This window comes from Roseateles sp. FW305-36, assembly GCF_058787015.1.
In genome coordinates, this window is sequence record NZ_JBYSZK010000011.1 from 153,573 (window position 1) to 166,803 (window position 13,231).

The window sequence follows — 13,231 nt, forward strand, 5'->3', positions numbered from 1 at the left end:
ACTTCACCGACGCGACAGCTGGCCTACTGCTGTTGAATCGGGTCGGGCAGATCGCCATCGACAAAGTACTACCGGAGTGATCTCATCGTTTGGGCAAACGACGTCGTCAATCGCTGATTAGCCCATCCGCTGATGTGGTCGCCATCAAAAAACAGAGGACGTCCATTGCCGGTCTCATAGGCTGAGCAGACCGCGCTAGGGCACAGCACCGGCATCGGGTCCCAAATCCTGGCGGCGGGCAGCTGTTGAACTACTTGGGACATTCGCTGCAGAACTGCCGAGCGTCGCACTTCGAGTTCAGTACGCGATATCTCGAAGCCCTGCTGGCAAATCGGATTCGTATGGTTGAAGGTGTCGGAGCAGCGGAACGGTGGCGACTTAAAAACCGGCTTGGGCGCTTCAAAAACGACATGCACGCCACCCGCCGCGAGCGGCGCCAGTTGTGCCACTGCTTCATCAACGACGCCGACTGAGTCACTATCGAGTTGGCTCACCGTTGCAGTTCGCTCAGGTCCCCATTGGTCGGTATAGCGCGCTACCCGCAGACCGGGCAGAAATAGAACATCGCCGGCCTTGGCCGTGCGCTTGACTTCTTCAAGCACGCTACGAATGAACTGCGGACAACCCGCCGGCGAGTCAGATAAAGGAGCGCGCAACGGAAATACGCCGCAGCCAGGCTTGGTGAACAGCCGCACCGAAGTGCCCTGCTCGCGCGCATAGCTGTCGAGCATCGCCAAATACGCCCCGGCGTGCGAGTCCCCGGCGACATATAGGCTCGACGCGTTCGATTGGCATCCTTGCGGGTGTATATCGATCACGCTGCCTCCGGCAAGGCTGGACATTGCGCGCGTCGAAGTGCAGCCAGCCCGCGCCACAGGCGGCACACCATCCCACCGCCAGACGAGAGGGTCTCGGCTGACGCTCAGCGAGATGCTTGAGCGCTGGAGGGCAACCCCAACGGCCAAGAACACCCCGACGCCAAGCCCCAACGAAGCCGCCGTCAGCACCTGCCATCGTGCCGCGCCCCTGACGATCGTCGAACGACGCAGAGGCTGCTCAATCCAGCGGTAAGAAGCTGCCGCCAGCGCGAAAGCGAGAGCAGCTGCGACCAAGCGCTCAGGCACCGACTCCATTCCGAGTGTCCACCGACCAAAAACGATGATGGGCCAATGCCACAAATACAGCGAATAGGACACTTTGCCGACCGCGACCATTGGTCTCACTCCAAGGCCTCGGCCAACCCATGACATGGGAGTAGCGACGACCAACGCAATCAGCAACACGCTCGCCAGAACAGGAACAACTGCCCAAGGCCAGGGGAAGCTTTGGCTGTCAGTCCAGATCAGAGAGGCCACAAGCCCTAAGGCGGCGAGCAGGGACAAGGGAAAGCGAAATGCTGCTGGTGTCTGAGCCAGCAACGGGCGCCATTTGTTTCGCGAGAAAAACAATGCCACGCCGGCGCCAAGCTCCCAAAAGCGAGAGGCCAAGGAATAGAAGGCGATAGGACCGTTGGTCGCCCAGAGGATCGCGACTCCCAATGAGCAGGCGGCGGCCGCCATCAGAGCAAATGCTGCAGCCCGTCTGCGTCCCCGCAACCAAAGGAAATACAGAAATGGGAACAGCACATAGAACTGTTCCTCGACACCCAGCGACCACGTGTGCGTGAAGGGATTGAGCTCCGTCCTGGGTGACCAATAGTCATTGCTGGAGGATGCCAAGACGATGTTGCTGAATCCCAGGAAAGCAGCCAAGCCGGTTTTGGTATTCGCCTCAGTCAAGCGACCATCCGGCGCCACTGGAACGATCATCGCCATCACGAACATCGTCACGAGCAAACAAGCAATCAGTGCAGGCGCGATGCGGACGAGGCGCCTCACGTAAAACGCTGCAACGAAGCTTCGGAAACTTGTCGATGGCAGGTCGACAGCGGCCGACGCCACGACGAAGCCGGAAATCACAAAAAAGATGTCTACGCCGACAAAACCGGACGGCAACCAACCGTTCAGATGAAACATCAGCACGGACAGCACGGCGACAGCACGCAACCCGTCGATACCCGCAAAGTACTCGGCGTGCGGCTTAGCACTCATCACTTGACTCCATTCATGAACTGCACGTCCAACGCTGCGCTGGCTCAGCGTTTCGCAACGCTCACCAACAGCTGTTCGTACTGGCTCAGGATCGCGCTCCAGGTCAGTCCGTTCTCAAAGCGTTGCACGCTGGCCTGGCGCATCGCTGCCAAAGCCCCCGGATCCGCCAGCACGGTGTCCAACACTGCGGAGAATTCATCCGCATTGCTGAAATAGCGCGCGCCCTCCCCCGCCACCCAGCGGTTGAACCGGTTGTCGTGGGCGATGACGGCATTGCCGGCGCCCAGCGCCTCGACCAGGGACGGGTTGGTGCCACCCACCTGATGCCCGTGCACATAGGCCGCGCTGTGGAAGCGCAAGGCCTGCACGACCGGCTTGTCGTAGATGGCGCCCAGGAAGCGCACCTCCGGCCCCGCCGCGGCCTTGACGGCGCGGTGGTAGGCATTGGCCTCGTTGTAGTTGCCGAGCACCGCCAGCTGCATGCCACGCGGCCGTTTGGAAAAGCCGCTGACAACTTCCAGGATGGAGTTCTCGGGCTCCGCGCGCGCCACCAGCGTCAGATAGCGCCCTGGCTCCAGGCCCAGGGCGCGCACCGCATCGTCGGGCATGGCAGAGACGCGGTCTGCGCCATACGCGATGGTGGTGATCTTGTCGGGCCGCACCCGCGAGCTGAGGTGGACCTTGATCTCGGGGTGATCGGCCACGAGGTGGTTGCCCAGCCAGCAACCCGCCCAGTCATTGAGCCAGAACCAGGTCTTGGCGACCGGCCCCCATTTGGCGCGGGACCACTCGATGCCGTCCATGTTGATGACATTGGGCACGCCCTTCAGGCGCAGCAGGGCGCAGAAGATGGCGGTGTTGTAGCCCAGGGTCAGGCAGAGGTCGCGGTGGCGGCTGGCGTGCGCGGTGGCGTGCCAGTCGAACACGATGGTGCTCTTGGGGCCATCGCCCTGCACGGGAATGTGCAAGCGCTCGACGCCTTGCCATTTGTCCTCGAAGACCGGGCCCACGCCTTCGTCCTGGCAGTAGACGACGACCCGCCAGCCGCGCGCCACCAGATACAGCGCCAGCTGCTCGGCAAAGGTTTCAAAGCCACCGTGGGCGGCGGGCACGCCACGCGTGCCGAGGATGCGAAGGGTACGGGGTTCAGACACGGTCAGGCTTTTTCAAAGTAGGTTCGGTAGGCGGCCGCCAGCACCTCGGCGGAGCGGCGCCAGGTAAAGGCGTCGGCGCGCTCGAGCCCGCGCTGCACGAGCCGTGCGCGCAGGGCCGGGTCGGCCAGCAGCTTTTCGATGGCGGCCTGCAGCGCTCGGGCGTCATTCGGCTCGATGAGCAGGCCGGCGTCGCCCACCACCTCAGGAATGGCGGTCGAGTCGGAGGTGATCACGGGCGCGCCGCTGGCCAGCGCCTCCAGCGGCGGCATGCCGAAGCCCTCGGCGAAGGACGGGTAGACGAAGATCTGCGCGTGCCGGTACAGCGCCGGCAGTTCGCCGTCCCCCACGTCGCTGAACAGATGCACCTGCCGACCCGCGGGCATCTGCGCGAGTTCGGTCTCGAAGTCGCCGTAGCCGAAATCACGCTGGCCGACGATGACCAGGGGCGGCGGCGTGCCCGGCAGCAGGCGGTAGGCGCGCAACAGGGCCGCGTGGTTCTTGCGCGGCTCAATGCGGCCCACGGTCAGCAGATAGCCGCCCGGCGTCAGGCCGCGCGCCCGCACCAGGTCGACGCCCGCCTCGCCGGGGAAGAAGATCTGGCGATCCACGGCGTTGTGCAGCACGCCGATGTTGGCCGCGCGCGCGCCGTAGCGCCGCGCGATCTCGGTACGCGAATACTCGCTGACGGTGCACAGCAGGTCGGCCTTGCGCGCCGACCAACGCATCAGCGTGCGCGAGCGCAGCACGAACAGCCGGCCGAAGAACTGCGGGAAGGGCTCGAAGAGGACGTCGTGGATGGTGACCGCATTGCCGCGCGCGGGCTGCAGCGGGATCACGTACTGCGTGTGCACCAGGTCCAGCGCCAGCTCGCGGCGCAGGCGTGGCAGCTGCAGGCCAAGGCGCACGAAGGGGTTGGCGTGAGGCATGCGCACCCGCTCGACATTCGGCCCCGAGAACCCGGGCAGTCGGCCCAGCGCCTCGGTCTGCTCGAGCAGGAAGACAAAGTCGTACTCGGGGCAGAGCCGGGTCAGCTCCCCGAAGATGCCGATCAGGTGGCTGCGCGAGCCTTGGAACTTGCCGTCGAAGACGTGGAAGTCCACACCTATGCGCCGGCGCCGGTTCGATTGCGTCAAGAGGGACCTCCCACGGTCAGGCCCGCCGAAGCCTGCACCGCTTGTTGCATCGCAGCCAGCAGGGCTGCGTCGGAAAACAGGGCACGAGCCGCCTGGCGCGCCTCGGGCGCTGCAGGCCCCTCGCCCAAGCCGCGCTCGATGGCGGCAACAAACGCTTCGGGTGTGTCGGCCACGGCAAAACAGCGGCGGGCTGCGTCGGGCAGGCCCTTGACGCCCACCGAGGTGCTGACCAGCGCGGCCCGCGAGAACAGCATTTCCACGCTCTTCAGGTTGACGCCGCTGCCGGCCAGCATGGGGTTCACGAGGACGCGCGCCTGGCCAATCACTTCGGCCATGTCGGCCGGGTTCTCGATCAACGTGATGCGGGCATCCGCGGCCAGTAGCTCGCGCACCGCATCGGTCGGGCGCGAGCCGGCCACGGCAATGCGCAGCCCCGCCTGCAGCTTGGGCAGCACACCCTTCACCCACCAGCCCAGGGCCTCGACGTTGTTGGGCGTGTTGAGGTTGCCGAAATAGAGCAGGTCATAGGCCGGCGCCAGCGGCGCCCGCGCCAGGCGCGCGGCGAAGGCGGCGTCCACCAGCGTCGGCACGCAGCCAACGTGGCCGAAACCCTGGGCACGCCAGAACTCGGCATCCTCGAGCGATATGTCCATCACGCGCGCGGCGCGCGCCACCGTGGCGCGCTCGAAGCGCTCCAGCCCCAGGCAGTTGGCGGCCAGGCCCAGGCGCCGCACCCAGCGCCGCTCGCGGGCACGCTGGTCGGCCATGTAGCGATGTTCGAGGTTGTGCGAGCGGTAGACCATGGGCACCCGCAGCGAGCTGGCCAGTTGCCAGGCCACCGCTCCGCCGTAGAGGCCGTCCAGCAGCACGACATCGGGCGCAAACCCGCTCGCCCAGGCCCGCAGGCCTGCGTGGCGCGACGTGACCCAGCGCGACGCGACATGGCTGGGCCAGCGCCACAGTTGCAGCAGCCGCTGTGCGATTTCAGGCAGCGAGCGCGTGATGGGCAACAGCTTCACCTCACGGCACACCGCATGCAATTCGGCCCAGACGGCAGGCGTGGGAGCAGCCACACGGCCCGCGTCCATCCAGCACACCAGCGCGATCTCATGGCCGGCACGGTGCAGCGCCTGCAGCCGGCGCCACACATCCACCCGGCCACCGCTGGTGGCAGGCAGGGGCACGTCATTGGCGATGCACAGTATTCGCATGGTTAGGGTCAATCGATGCCGGCCACGCCGGCTTGCGCCTGCAGGCGCAAGGGCCATGCCTATTCAGGACCGTACGGGCGCTGGGGGGCGGGGTAGTTGCAGGAGCCCGCGCAGCGCGGCGGTCATCTGGGGCCAGCGGCGGCGCACCGCGAAGCGCGCCACATCCAGCAGGCTGAAGTACACGACACTGGCCAGGAAGGGCCGATGAAAACGCCAGCAGAAGCGCAGCCGGTTGCGAAACAGGAAGTACAGCGACAGCGTCGAGCCGCCACTGGCCGTCGTGCCGATGGAGGCACCTTCCTTGTGCAGCACGACACTCGCCGGTGCGTAGCCCAGGCGAAACCGGCCACCGCCCCGCGTGGCCCAATCGATCTCTTCGAAATAGAGGAAGTAGTCCTCCCGCATCAGCCCGACTTGCTCGACGAACTCGCGGCTGGCCAGCATCGCAGCGCCGACGACATAGGACAGGTCGGGCTCCACGGCGCGGCCGTCGGCAGGTACCTCGCCTACCGGCAGGAACGCGCCGATATGGCGGGAGCGGCCACTCCAGCGCGAGTAGCGCGCGCCACCCAGTGCCTGCACTTTGTCTGGCTCATCGAAGTAAACCAGTGTGGACCCGCACAGGCCGATGCCCGGGTCGGCCTGCATGCGTGCCAGCGCCTGGCCCAAGGCGTCGGGCTTCACGACCGTATCGTTGTTCAACACCCAGACATGGGTGCACGCTGGATCGGCCAGCGCCAGGCGGATGCCAGGGTTGTTGCCTCCGGCAAAGCCAAGATTGGCGCCGTTGTCGACCAGCACCATCCACGCTCCACGAAGCCTATCGATGGCGCCAGGCGCGGCGGCTTCGGCGCCCGTCAATTGGACAAAGCCGTCGCTCGCCAGATGTTGGCGGGCCCAGGCCGCGATCTCGGCCATGGAGGTGTCACGGGAGGCGTTGTCGCACACCACCACCCGCTGGGGTCGCGGGTTGCTGGCCAGCAGGCTGTCCAGGCAGGGAATGGTGTCGCGCCAGCCGTTCCAGTTCAGCAGAACAACGGTGGCGCCCGCAGCCGGGCTCACCACGCGACTTCCTTTCTCATCGAAGCCAGAGTGGCAAACAACAGCAACCACATCAGGGTCAGTCCGCTCGGGATGGATAGCCCGGCAAAGGTAGCGAACACGGCCAGCACGGCCGCAGTCGAGAACGCGATTCGCGAGCCCCGTTCGCTGTTGTCCGCCAAGGCGGCTCGGATGGCAGCATGGGAAAAGAACCCCATGGCCAGCAGCAAAAGCAGGATGCCTACATAGCCGGAATCCACCGCAACGGTCAGGATATAGCTGTCGATGGTGGGCGCGCCTTCTCCGCCGATAACCCCAGCCTTCATGACCGCCATGCCCTGCCCATAGCCGAGGATTGGATTTTCAGCGAGTGCACTGAAGCCCTGCTGATACATGAATGCGCGCGTCGAAGTGCTACTGGCTTCAACTGCATTTCTGCCCGCAACCAGTTGCTGGATGACGATATACGCCACAAACGCGCCGAAAACGAAAATTGGCATCGCTGCTATCGACACCACGCGCCCTACGCCCTTGCTTACCATGCCACGCAACCATGCCATGGCAATAAGAAAAACCACGGCAATCGCAATACTCACTAGGCCGGCACGCGATCCAGACTTCGCGATAGCGACGACACCGATGGGAATCAACAGAAAACTGATGAATCTCCAGAATTTCGATCTTTCGTGCAGAAATCCGTAGATGCACAGCGGCATCGCTGCCGCAACAAACTGGGAGAAGACGATGGGATGCTCAAACAACGACTGCGCTCGATAGGCACCGGCCCGCACTTTTTCTGCAGAAATTGTCTTAATAGCGTCCGCTACGCCACGAGTGTCTGCGCCAGACGCGTATTTGACAAACGGATTCTTCTGAGCAAAAGCTTCAACCAATCCAACTATGCACACCACAAAGCCCGCAAAGATGATGGTGCGAAACAATATTCTGCCGCCGCCATCGATCGACAACAGCACTGCCCCAATCAAAATGAACGAATTCAGGTAAAGCGCTTCCCGGATCAACTCAAACACCGATTCCGCTGGGTAATCACCAGCCAGACAAGCAATGAACCGCCAAACAAACCAGGTCAGCAACAACCAGCCAAATGGCTTCACCTCAAATAGCAACCCAGCCACTCGTCTGCTGGTCAACGGCGAATATATTATCCAGAAAGAAGATAACATCAGGCCAAAAACGGCGGACAAAGTGTAGGGATTTACGTAAGGACCGCCTAATGAGAAGAAAATATAGCGCGGCCACAGGACCGACAAAAGCACTGCAGCACAGAGGGTGAATTTACTTAATGTCCCCGGCCCCGCAACCCGCTCCGAGCGAAGCATCCACGCCAGCATCAAGAAAACAACCAGCAGAATCAGTGCAGCGAGGCGGATCACGAAACCAGCGGGCATCACCGCTATCAGCATACCGATGAATATCAGGCCGACAAATAGCAGCATCGTCCGGAAAATTTTTGAAAATCTTCCGGCCAGACTGGGAATACGGAGCGCTCGCCAATTCATGCGGGCGGTACTTTGGGTGTTCATGGGCTCAATACCTTGGGCTCAATTTCCGCGATCGGAAGAAAACTGCTGTTTTGACCAGATGGCGGCGTAGATAGCGATTGTGATGCCAAGTCCCAGGCAACTGCACCATTGCCAGCCCTGCAATCCCCAATGTTGAAGTGCCCAGGGCCCGAGGGCGAGCACCAGAACCAATTGCAGGGAAACAAACCATACCTTGACGTGCTGCAACCCCGCCGCGACGACGATGACGCCCCCGGCGGTTTCGAGATAGCGCAGCAACAGCATCAAGCCGAACACCGGCAGCAAGGCCTTCAGTGCCTCGTATTGCGCGCCGTAGAGAGAGTCGACGATGTGGTTGGCACCCAGGCCGAGCAAGGCAGCGCCCATCGCGCCCATCAAGCCGAAGGCGCCGAGGGTTTGCAGCACCCCCTTGGTCGGGCCGGCGGGCCGGTGCTGCCGGGTCAGGCTGGGCAAGGCATATTGGGCCAGCACCGGAGCCAGCCTCGCGCCGCCCTCGACCAGCTTCATGCCGGCTTGATACAGCCCGACCTCGACAACGCCGAGGCTGTAGTGGATGAACATGCTGTCCAGCTGCACGAACGCGGTCAGTTGGAACAGCTCCAGGGCATACGCCCAGGTGCGGCGCACCAGCGCGGGGACGCTCGACAGCGGCGCCGGCTCCACCGGTGTCTCGAAACGGCGGCTCTGCCACCAGGTCCAGATTGCGCCGAGCAGGCGCGAGGCGCAGAACAAGCCCGCCGCGGCCGCGGCATTGGGGTGGGGCAAGAGGGCCGTGAGGCCCATCAGCCCCAGATGCACCGTCGAGATGGTCACCGCCGTCTTGGCCTCGGCCTGGTAGTGGCCACCGGGCCGGAAGCCCAGATTGAACAGCTCGGCGAACCCGTCGCTCAGTTGCGCGAGCAGCAGCAAGGTGAAGGGCAGGCGCAGATCGTCCGAGATGAAGTGAGTCATCAGCGCCCCAGCCCCGAGAACCAGCACGCAGAAGACCAGCTTGGTGGTGACCGCCGCCCCCATGGTCGACGCGTAGCGATGCCGGTCGATGCCGATCTCGCGCAGCACAAAGGTACCCAGGCCGAAGTTGGCCGGCACGGCAAACAACGTGGCCAAGGCCAGGCAGTAGGCGAATTGCCCGAAGGCCTCACGCCCGAGAACACGGGCGAGCAGGATGAGCACCACCATCCCGGCCACCAGCCGCAGGCCGAAGCTGAGCAGCAGCCACGAGACGTCTAGCGCGCGGCGGAAATACTTCTTTCGGGCGGGAGTCTCTGGCACGTCGTCGTCATCAACGTCGAGGTCGGCTTCCATCACGCGCTTCTTGGAGCAGGTCCTGCAGACCTTGTTCGTAGACTTCGAGACGCTGCAGCGCGACGTCCCGGGCGGCGCGCGCCTGTGCTGCCAATGTTTCTCGCTGCTCGAAACCGCGCATGATGACGTCGACCACCTCGGTCTCGTTCATGGCGCGGCCGTCCGCCAGCCAGTCGTAGCCGACGGTTTGAAGCAGTCCATTGAACTTCCGGCTGTAGGCCAGCGGCACCACCGCGACCCCGGCAGAAAGCGCAGCAATGCAGGCGTGCATGCGCGCTCCAGTAACAAAATCCATGCCTGCAATGTAGGTCTTCACCTCGGACGGGCGTGTGAAAGCAGGCGCAACAACCGCGTCCGGAAACTCTGCAGCAAGCTTGTGCGCAGCCAGCACGTCGTCCTCCACCGGGATGTGGGGTTCGATGACGTGGCTGATGAGGTGCACTTCGACCTCGGGCCGTTGCGCCAGGATCTTCATCAACGCCCGCATCGTGGCGGCGTAGTCGATGCGCAGCCCGAACTGGTTGTTGCCCGTGTAGCCGCCGTTCCAGAGAAGGCCCGAGACGTTGATGCCGAACTTGACCTTGCCGCCCGTGCGCGGCGGCTGTGCCTGGTAGGGCAGGCGGAAGGCGACGTCGATGGTCTCGCTGACGTTGCCGCGCAGGCCCAGCTGGTGCAGGTATTGGGTCGAGAGCTGGTCTCGCGAGAAGACACGCCTGCAGCGCTGCATGACTCGCCGCGCCAGCAGCCGGGCGATCGAGCCGTCGAAGGGGCCAAGCGTCTGAGGCGACAGCACCAGGGGCCGGCCCAGGCCGACGACCTTGCTCTTGCTGCGCCAATAGAACAGGAAACGCTTGAGCCCGTAGATGTCGGCGAAGCTGTCGCCCTCGCCGATGTCGAGCACCAGGTCGCAGGACCGCACCGCTTCGGCGAACTCGCTGCGGAAGATGCGGATGCGCCGCACCTGCAGGTCGTGTCCCGCCTCGCGCAGCTCCTGCGCCAGGCCGGGCTCGGTGGTGTCGCTGGTGCCCAGGATGAGGAATCGCACCTTGATGCCCAGCCGATCGGCCACGCCGCGCACGATGGCGATGTTGGATTCGGTCAGCGCGCCGACGCCCAGATTGCCGGAACCGAGCGAATGCCACATCAGGCCGACGGTGACGAGCCGCGCAGGGGCGGCGGGTGACAGGGACATGCTCTTCTCGTTCACAGGGATTCACCTTTGGCGCGGCGCAAGGTGCCCCACGCGTTTCTCAGAAATTCGACCTTGGGGGCCCGCAGTGCGTTGCGCAGCAGGGCCAGGCGCCGGTAATGCGGCGCATGCCGGCGCGCAAGCCAGGTGGCGATGACGCGACCGAGCACCATCTGCTTGCGATGGACCTGGTAGGGCTGCATGCGCGCGACGTCGTCGACGGGCAGTGCTTCGGCGGCCAGCACGCCTGCCGCCATGGCCTGGGTGACCAGGCGTTCGCCCAGGGGCGTGCGGCTCAGGATGAGGCTGCGGCCATCACGCTCGGCAAAGTCGGGGTAGCCGTCCTTGCCGTACCAGGCGTCGGCACAGACGATGTCGGCGAACTCGCCGGTGCCATCGGGGCAGATCTTGCAGCGGAACTGCAGATGCTTGTTCAGCACCGTGCCCCAGGAGCTGTTGTAGTCGGTCTCGAAGACCTGGCCGTCGTGCTGTACCGCACGCGCCATGCCGGGCCAACCGTCGCCGCGGTAGCGGAAGCTCCTGAGCTGGCTGCGGTCGGCGCCGAGCTTGGCAAGGAGCTCGTGCGTGCCCTTCAGGCTGGGAATGCCGGCGCACATGAAGGAGATCATGGCGACGACGAGCTGGCCGACGCGCGGGTCATGCCGGCCGTACTGGCGCAGCGCGGCCACGTCGCAGGGCTTGCCGACGAAGGCGAAGCGCTGGCCACGCTCGAGCAGCTGGCGCAGGCCGGCCAAAGGCGCCGAAGGTGCGTAGCGCGAGCCGGCGGCCGCGATCACGTCGGCGCGGGTGGTGCTGATCTGCAGGTCGTTGCGCAGGGGATCGTCGCGGCTGACCGCGATCTGGGCGATGAAGTCCACCTGCCCGGTTTCGAGCAACCAGGCTGCCACGGCGGACACGCCGCCGCCGGAGGAGCCCTGGCGACGGATCTCGGTGTCCAGCGAATGGCCGGCTCGCACGCCCACGAGCGGGCCCCACAAGGGGTGATAGGTGGGCGAGGCCGCACCTTCGGCGGGCGCATGCTCGATGCGGGCGCCGGGGCAGGCGTCGGCCAGGATGCGCGCCTGGGCGGTGTCGAGAGGGGCGCGCTGCTGCGGACGCAGATAGCCGTCGCGGCTCATATGCATCTGGATGACACCCGGCGCGGCCACGGCTTCGCAGAGGCCGCAGCCGGCACACAGGCCGTTCTGCACGACGTCGGGGATCAGCGAACCGTCAGCGGACATGGAATGCATCAAACGTGGTTCAGGCCGCGGTCAGCGCGGCACTTGGAGAAAAGGCAAGAAGCCGGCCAGGGCCAACAGGGCGAGGGCGGGCTGGCGCCAGCCTGCGCCGGAGAGTTGCCGACCCCGCCAGACATAGGCTGCCGCGAGCAGCGCATTGCCCGCAGTGAGGCAGAGCAGCCAGCCGACGAGACCCAGGCGAGGCACGAGCACGAGGCTGAGCGAACCGATGAGGGCCCAGTGCACCGCGTTCATCGCGGCGCGGTAGCGCTGGGCGCCCGCCGAGGTCAGCAGCACGCCCCAGGACGAGGCGAAGAAGCGCACGAAAAAGAGCAGGCCGAACCAGGGCAGGACGTCGACCAGCACGAGGTATTGAGTGCCAAATAGCAGGCGCACCAGGGGTTCGGCCAGGCCGCACAGCGCCAGGCCGAAGACGAGGCCGAAACCGACGAAGGCCCATTGCACGCGCGAGGATTCGCGCCGCAGGCTGCGGCCGTCGTCCTTCGCTTCGGCGGCTGCGGCGGCGCGCGGCAGGAAGACGTTGGCCAGCACGCCGGCTGCCTGAGCGCCGCCGTTGAAGAGGCGCATGCCGGCCTGATAGACGCCGACGGCCGCGGTGCCGACGAAGTGGTTGAGGACGACGCTGTCGATCTGGCCGAGCAAGCTCTGGAGGGCAAAGTCGACCGCATAGGACCGGGTGGCGCAAAGGCGGGCCCAGGCCTGCGCGGGCGCGGCCGGCCTGAGCGCGGCGAAGTAGCGGCGCTGGGCCAGCCAGGTCACGAGCAGCACGGCCAAGCGCGACAACAGGAAGGCGGCCGCGGCCATCAGCGCAGAGGCTTGCCACCACAGCAGCCCCGTGACGATGCCGAACTGCAGCAGCACGGCCAGCGAGGCAATGCGCGTCTCGTACGCGAAGCGGTTGGTGGCCCGGAAGCCGACGTTGAGGAATTCGGTGAGCGCGTCGGCCAGCTGAGCGCCCAGCAGCAGCAGGAAGACGGCACGGACGCCGCTGTCGAGCAACGGCAACGCGGCAACAGCGATGGCCAGGATGAACAGCGTCAGCAGCAGCTTGGCCGACAACACCTCGGCCATGACCTGGCTGGCGCGTTCAGGGGCCGCACCGATCTCGCGCAGCAGGAACGGCGTCAGTCCATAGTTGGCCACCAGCGCCAGCAGGGTGGCCACCGACAACCAGAGCATGACGACGCCGAACTGGGCCGGGCCGAGCACGCGCGCCATGACGACGAAGGTCAGCATGCCAAAGCCGAGGCGCATGGCGGTGCTGGTCCCCATCAGGGCTAGGTTGCGGACGATAGACATGCA

General features: G+C 65.1%; 10 protein-coding genes. All 10 read right to left on the reverse strand.

Annotation, left to right across the window (positions count from 1 at the left end; all coding sequences use genetic code 11):
* Window positions 1-68 precede the first annotated feature (68 nt).
* Window positions 69-2,090, reverse strand: a complete 2,022-nt coding sequence (locus AC3WOE_RS20455) for an acyltransferase family protein (protein ID WP_492693058.1) — start codon at window positions 2,088-2,090, stop codon at window positions 69-71.
* A gap of 44 nt (window positions 2,091-2,134) precedes the next feature.
* Entirely contained in the window at window positions 2,135-3,244 is a 1,110-nt protein-coding gene (locus tag AC3WOE_RS20460; RefSeq protein ID WP_492693059.1) for a DUF1972 domain-containing protein, read from the reverse strand.
* Window positions 3,245-3,246: 2 nt separating this feature from the next.
* Window positions 3,247-4,377 (reverse strand): glycosyltransferase family 4 protein, encoded by a 1,131-nt coding sequence (locus tag AC3WOE_RS20465; RefSeq protein WP_492693061.1) that lies wholly within the window; start codon window positions 4,375-4,377, stop codon window positions 3,247-3,249.
* Window positions 4,374-5,588 carry a glycosyltransferase gene (locus tag AC3WOE_RS20470; protein WP_492693063.1) on the reverse strand — a complete coding sequence of 405 codons (1,215 nt, stop codon included), beginning with the start codon at window positions 5,586-5,588 and terminating at the stop codon, window positions 4,374-4,376. Before AC3WOE_RS20470 ends, AC3WOE_RS20465 begins: the two co-directional genes overlap by 4 nt.
* 63 nt (window positions 5,589-5,651) lie before the next feature.
* Window positions 5,652-6,650, reverse strand: a complete 999-nt coding sequence (locus AC3WOE_RS20475) for a glycosyltransferase family 2 protein (RefSeq protein ID WP_492693065.1) — start codon at window positions 6,648-6,650, stop codon at window positions 5,652-5,654.
* Window positions 6,647-8,173, reverse strand: coding sequence for an O-antigen ligase family protein (locus AC3WOE_RS20480; protein WP_492693066.1), 1,527 nt, complete (start codon window positions 8,171-8,173; stop codon window positions 6,647-6,649). The genes AC3WOE_RS20475 and AC3WOE_RS20480 overlap by 4 nt, the downstream gene beginning before the upstream one ends.
* A gap of 18 nt (window positions 8,174-8,191) precedes the next feature.
* Window positions 8,192-9,478 carry a lipopolysaccharide biosynthesis protein gene (locus tag AC3WOE_RS20485; RefSeq protein ID WP_492693067.1) on the reverse strand — a complete coding sequence of 429 codons (1,287 nt, stop codon included), beginning with the start codon at window positions 9,476-9,478 and terminating at the stop codon, window positions 8,192-8,194.
* On the reverse strand, window positions 9,456-10,685 hold the full coding sequence (locus tag AC3WOE_RS20490) for a polysaccharide pyruvyl transferase family protein (protein WP_492693068.1): 1,230 nt from the start codon (window positions 10,683-10,685) through the stop codon (window positions 9,456-9,458). The genes AC3WOE_RS20485 and AC3WOE_RS20490 overlap by 23 nt, the downstream gene beginning before the upstream one ends.
* Window positions 10,682-11,911, reverse strand: coding sequence for a Coenzyme F420 hydrogenase/dehydrogenase, beta subunit C-terminal domain (locus AC3WOE_RS20495; protein ID WP_492693069.1), 1,230 nt, complete (start codon window positions 11,909-11,911; stop codon window positions 10,682-10,684). The genes AC3WOE_RS20490 and AC3WOE_RS20495 overlap by 4 nt, the downstream gene beginning before the upstream one ends.
* Window positions 11,912-11,941: 30 nt before the next feature.
* Window positions 11,942-13,228, reverse strand: coding sequence for an oligosaccharide flippase family protein (locus AC3WOE_RS20500; RefSeq protein ID WP_492693070.1), 1,287 nt, complete (start codon window positions 13,226-13,228; stop codon window positions 11,942-11,944).
* Between the last annotated feature and the right edge of the window lie 3 nt (window positions 13,229-13,231).

What these genes read in the sequence shown, in the direction of transcription:
- AC3WOE_RS20455 (WP_492693058.1), bottom strand. Translation starts at nt 2,090, where the DNA reads ATGAGTGCTAAGCCGCACGCCGAGTACTTTGCGGGTATCGACGGGTTG.
- AC3WOE_RS20470 (WP_492693063.1), bottom strand. Translation starts at nt 5,588, where the DNA reads ATGCGAATACTGTGCATCGCCAATGACGTGCCCCTGCCTGCCACCAGC.
- AC3WOE_RS20480 (WP_492693066.1), bottom strand. Translation starts at nt 8,173, where the DNA reads ATGAACACCCAAAGTACCGCCCGCATGAATTGGCGAGCGCTCCGTATT.
- AC3WOE_RS20485 (WP_492693067.1), bottom strand. Translation starts at nt 9,478, where the DNA reads ATGGAAGCCGACCTCGACGTTGATGACGACGACGTGCCAGAGACTCCC.
- AC3WOE_RS20495 (WP_492693069.1), bottom strand. Translation starts at nt 11,911, where the DNA reads ATGTCCGCTGACGGTTCGCTGATCCCCGACGTCGTGCAGAACGGCCTG.
- AC3WOE_RS20500 (WP_492693070.1), bottom strand. Translation starts at nt 13,228, where the DNA reads ATGTCTATCGTCCGCAACCTAGCCCTGATGGGGACCAGCACCGCCATG.